The following is a 4,576-nucleotide window of genomic DNA, read 5'->3' as shown; positions in this document are numbered from 1 at the left end:
TGTAAAAATGCAGGAATTGCAGTAACTGCTGTAGGATCAGGACCCTTAAGACTTAAGGAAGCAGAAGATATTCTTATCGGCAACAGCATAACAGACGAACTCATAGAAAAAGCAGCCGATGCCGCTTACGAAAAGGTACGTTCCATGCCTCATTTCAATATCTCGGCATGGTATAAGCGCAAACTGATAAGAGTACTTGTAAAAAGATCGATAAAGCAGGCTTGTATTTAAGCCTAATAGCAGCTGGCAGTAATCATCTATTTGTCCGGGCGCAGTGCGCCCGGACAAAACGTTTATAGTAAAACTTCAGGATCAGAATTGAAATTCAATTACGTACCAACTTTATCAGAAACCTAAGAGTTTTCCGCCCTGGTAAACAATAAAAGACATCATCCACGCAACTACCGTGCTGTATGTTATGCTGAAAAAAGTCCATTTAAACGAAGCTGTTTCTTTTTTTATCGTTGTGATGGTGGCAAGACAGGGTAGATATAACAGTACAAATACCATCATGGAAAGAGCGGAAAGAGGCGTCATGCCGGAAGAACGTAAAGCATTTGCCAAAGCGGTTTTATCATCGGATATTTCCGTTGAATAAAGAACTCCAAGAGTACTTACAACAATCTCTTTTGCAAAAACACCTGTTAAGAGTGAAACACTGCCCCGCCAGTCAATTCCTAACGGCTTGAAAGCAGGTGAAAGCCCTTTTCCGATTATACCCATAAATGATTGTTCCGTTTTTTCAAGGCTCATTTTTTTTTCAATATCGGCTATTGCAGCAAGCTTTTGCTCATTTAACAAATATTTATCATTTTCATCCGCAGAAACAATTTTTTCCTTAAATGATTCATTGATGTTGTTTAACATTAAAGTATAATCTTTGGAATAAGTTATGTTTCTTGGAAAAGATGAAAGAAACCATACAACAATTGAACCGATCAGTATGACTTTTCCCATCTTTTTTAAAAACATTTTGCTTCTGTCCCACATATGAATCGTAAGGCTTTTTAGCATCGGCATTCTGTATGGAGGAAGTTCCATTACAAAAGGAGCATCAGCGCCTTTAAGTAGTGTAAGACGAAACAGTCTGCCTGATATTATGGAAAGAATAATGCCTAAAAGGTACAGGGAAAATATTACGTTACCCGCTTTTGCGGCAAAAAAAGTACCGGCGAGTACTATATAAACCGGAAGCTTTGCGGAACATGACATAAAAGGAGTGATGAGGATTGTAAGGATGCGGTCTTTTTCGCTTTCCAATGTCCTTGCGGCCATAATAGCCGGAACATTGCATCCAAAACCCATAAGCATGGGAATAAAAGATTTTCCGTGAAGCCCGATAAGATGCATGATCTTATCCATAAGAAACGCGGCTCTTGCCATATAGCCGGTATCTTCAAACAAGGCTATGCAGAAAAACAGTATTAAGATATTGGGCAAAAATACAATTACGCTGCCGACACCCGCAATAATTCCGTTTACCAATAAATCCTTAAATATACTTTCAGGAAGAAGCCTTTCAAATCCCAAAGAAAGAAGGCTTACCCCTTTATCTATCAGATCCATCGGGTATGCGCCAACCGTAAAAGTAAGCTGAAACATCGCCCAGATAAAAAAAATAAAAATGGGAAAACCTATAAATCTGTTTGTAAGAACAAGATCTATATTGCGCGAAATATCGACTCTAAGTTTAGGAGAAGTTGTTTGTATCTCCTTGATAATACCGGTTATAAACCCATATCGTTCATCAGTCATAACGATTTCAGGGTCTTCATCGTAAAGATTCAAGAGATTTTTGCGAAGTAACTGAACCTCATCGATAATATCCGGGCCCACATTTTTTGCTATTAATGCAAAGCGTTCTTTCAGGATCTTGTCATCCTCAAGAAGCTTTATTGCAGTCCATCTGGGATTATATTTAATCTTGTCTTTTACTTTTTCTGCTATCAGCTTTTCGATTCTTACAATTGCATTTTCGATGTCCTTACTGTATTTGACATTTCTTTTTTCTTTTTTTACAGGGCCGGATTCTGCAAGCTTTATAGCTTCTTTCAGCAGATCATCCATTCCTTCGTTTTTATTGCCTACAGTAAATACAACCGGAACATCAAGAAGTGATGAAAGTTTTTCCGCATCAATTTTGGTTCCATGTGAACGGGCAACATCTGCCATGTTTAATACAAAAAGGACTTTGCCGTCTATCTCTCTTAACTGGGTTGCAAGATAAAGGCTTCTTTCAAGATTGGATGAATCTATGATATCTATAACCACATCAGGGGATTCTTCTAAAACAAAGTTTCTTGCAACAATCTCTTCAATTGAAAATGGAGTTAAACTATAAGTTCCGGGCAGATCTACTATTTTAAGATCATACCCAAACCTGGTAATGAGTCCTTCTTTTTTTTCTACGGTAACACCGGGCCAGTTTCCTATTTTTTGCCGCGATCCTGTAATATTGTTAAATATCGTGGTCTTACCTGAGTTAGGATTACCTGCAAGAGCGATGGTTATTGTTTTTTTATCAGTCATGTAAATCCTGCTCTGCTTTTTCGACTGTTATCTGAGCCGCCTCTTCCACCCGTAAAGATATATGATAGTTTTTAACGATTAGTTCTAAAGGATCTTTAAGTGGTGCATATTTTTCAACATAAATCCGGGAACCTTTTAATATTCCCATTTCAAGTATTCTTCTTCGCAAAGCCCCGCTGCCCGCTATCTTGACAATTATGCCTGTTTCCCCTTGCTTCATTTCACTCAATAACATTAACATAACTCCTAGTTTTCGACAGGTTCAACTATTATTTTTTGAGCAAGACCCTGTCCTATTGCATAGCGGCTTGAATCTATAGCAACGACAATCTGACCCCTGCTGACCTTTGTAATAACTTCAAGCACATCATCCGGCCTGATTCCCATGCTAAGCAGCTTCATACGTGCTCCGGTACCTCCGGTAATATCTTTAACTATCAGGCGTTCGCCGGGTTTTGCCATTGATAACGGCATAGATTTAACTCTTTCCTTCAGGCATTCGGCACAAATCCCATAAAGTTCCATTTTATGCTGAAGCATATGAAATCCATGAGATGAAGCAACCTTGATCTGTAGCCGTTCAATTTCCTCTTCTTCAAATTCTATAATTTTTCTGCATTTTATGCATATCATATGGTCATGGTGATGCCCCAGATGCCTGTGTTCATAACGGACAACACCATTATCGAATTTATTTTTATAGGCAAACCCCAAATTGCACATAAGGTTTAAGGTATCTCTTACAAACGAATTATCTATATCATGCCCTTTATCATTTAACATCTGCGTCAGTTCTGCATAAGTCAGATGATTTTCCGTCTGAAGAAAAGTATCTAAAACTTTAAATCTGTCTTCAAAATTATCAATATTGCCATCTTTAAAGAGTTTTTCAAATTGTTTTTTTTCCTGATTATGAGTACGCTTCATCATTGTTTCCTATTAAACCACAAATTTCCAAACCTTTTGAACGGTTATTCCAGACTCTCATAGGTTAAAACCTTATCAAAATAATGAGCAACAATAATGCCTGAATATGCGATTGTCAATGAAATCCGGGCAGATAAAAGTTAAACCTCAATTGACATTGTTCAAGCGAACCGTTGTTCCCGCTGAAGGCACTTCCGGGAAAATAGCTGAAAAGTGACCTTTTTTATGGCATTTTCTTCCATGGAGGCTTTTTTCCGGATAGTAAGGGACCTTTTCCAGATCAAAAACCTCACCGTTGGGCGTTAGCAATGCAACCTCCACATAGCCGGGAATATCAATCGGGTTCAGTACTTTTAATCGAAGGTATCCGGAAACCCTGAATTTATTATTTTCTTCTATAGCCAATACCTGACTGAACTTAGTCTCGGTGTTCGGAACAAACTTCATTCGATACCGCCCGGTGCTTAACTGATTTTCAGATATTGCGCATCCGGCAAACGCCTCGATGCATATCAATACAAGCATAGCCAATTGCAAATATTTTTTCATATATTGTTCTCCTTTCTAAAGCACTCGTCGTTATGATAGATGTTCATATAAATATTCATTTACATCTCCGCTTCAACTTTCCTCTTTTCAAACCAACTATAAACCGCCGGAATAATTAACAGCGTAAGCAGAGTTGAAGTAATCAATCCGCCTACAACAACTGTGGCAAGCGGTTTTTGTATTTCAGAACCTGTCCCGCCGGCAAGCAGCATCGGGATCAAACTGAAAATTGCTATTGATGCGGTCATCAATACCGGGCGTAATCTGTCAAGGCTTCCCTTCCGGATCGCTTCCTGCAAATCAAACCCTTCTTCGCGGAGTTGCGAGATGCGGGATACCAGCACCAGTCCGTTTAAAACGGCGACGCCGAACAAGACCACAAATCCTACGGAAGCCGGAACGGATAAATATTGACCGGATATGTAAAGAGCTTGAGAGTCCAAAGTTCTCACAGTTGGTTTAAGCTCAACCATTTAACATCCATTAAATTATTACATACATTGATAATGCTTTAACAGATAGCATAGTATGTGTATATATAAAAATATAAAACGTACGTAAAATAATTATT

Annotated in this window: 6 protein-coding genes; 1 reads left to right on the top strand and 5 read right to left on the bottom strand. The window is 38.6% G+C overall.

From position 1 onward, the window contains the following. The coding region (locus tag VXK47_RS19585) for a hypothetical protein (protein ID WP_435550478.1) at positions 1–231 on the top strand (231 nt) is incomplete at its 5' end. Positions 232–345: 114 nt separating this feature from the next. On the opposite strand, the gene feoB is transcribed toward VXK47_RS19585, so the two are convergent. The 5 genes from feoB to VXK47_RS19560 all read right to left on the bottom strand — a co-directional run bounded on the left by feoB (position 346) and on the right by VXK47_RS19560 (position 4,478). Further along, positions 346–2,529, bottom strand: coding sequence for a ferrous iron transport protein B (gene feoB, locus VXK47_RS19580; protein ID WP_435550477.1), 2,184 nt, complete (start codon positions 2,527–2,529; stop codon positions 346–348). Then, on the bottom strand, positions 2,522–2,764 hold the full coding sequence (locus tag VXK47_RS19575; RefSeq protein ID WP_435550476.1) for a FeoA family protein: 243 nt from the start codon (positions 2,762–2,764) through the stop codon (positions 2,522–2,524). Before VXK47_RS19575 ends, feoB begins: the two co-directional genes overlap by 8 nt. An 11-nt stretch (positions 2,765–2,775) precedes the next feature. Beyond that, entirely contained in the window at positions 2,776–3,459 is a 684-nt protein-coding gene (locus VXK47_RS19570) for a transcriptional repressor (protein WP_435550475.1), read from the bottom strand. Between the two features lie 144 nt (positions 3,460–3,603). After that, positions 3,604–4,005 (bottom strand): hypothetical protein, encoded by a 402-nt coding sequence (locus VXK47_RS19565; RefSeq protein ID WP_435550474.1) that lies wholly within the window; start codon positions 4,003–4,005, stop codon positions 3,604–3,606. Between the two features lie 59 nt (positions 4,006–4,064). Continuing rightward, positions 4,065–4,478, bottom strand: a complete 414-nt coding sequence (locus tag VXK47_RS19560; RefSeq protein ID WP_435550473.1) for an efflux RND transporter permease subunit — start codon at positions 4,476–4,478, stop codon at positions 4,065–4,067. Positions 4,479–4,576: the final 98 nt, after the last annotated feature.

Origin of the sequence: Desulfobacterium sp. N47 (assembly GCF_051233685.1) — a bacterium.
Taxonomy (GTDB): Bacteria; Desulfobacterota; Desulfobacteria; order Desulfobacterales; family RPRI01; genus RPRI01.
The sequence above is the reverse complement of the archived record's forward strand: the minus strand, read 5'-3'. Positions and strand labels throughout refer to the sequence as shown.